At 56.6% G+C, this 258-nt stretch carries 1 protein-coding gene; it reads left to right on the top strand.

What is annotated here, in order from left to right; translation table 11 throughout:
* A partial coding sequence (locus MN204_RS20975; RefSeq protein ID WP_249872982.1) for a hypothetical protein occupies nucleotides 1-258 on the top strand: 258 nt, incomplete at both ends.

Here is a 258-nt window from a genome sequence, read left to right on the forward strand (position 1 = left end):
CTGGTGGGTCAGTCGCAAAGCGAAAAAGGCCGGCGCTCTCGACAACTATCGGACCCCGTACCAAGTCTACGGCGGGAAACGCCTGGCCGCTGCTCTGTTCTGGCAATTGGATGTCATTGGGAGTATCTTGTTGGTCCTTGTGTTCGGCCTTATACTCGTGCCGTTCTCGGCTGCCAAAGAGCACTTGGATTCTTGGGGCACTGCGAAGATCATCGTGCCACTGGTTCTGGGAGTCTTGTGCATCCCGGCTTGGATCTG

The sequence above is a fragment of the Oceanobacillus saliphilus genome (assembly GCF_023522835.1).
GTDB lineage: Bacteria > Bacillota > Bacilli > Bacillales > Amphibacillaceae > Oceanobacillus > Oceanobacillus saliphilus.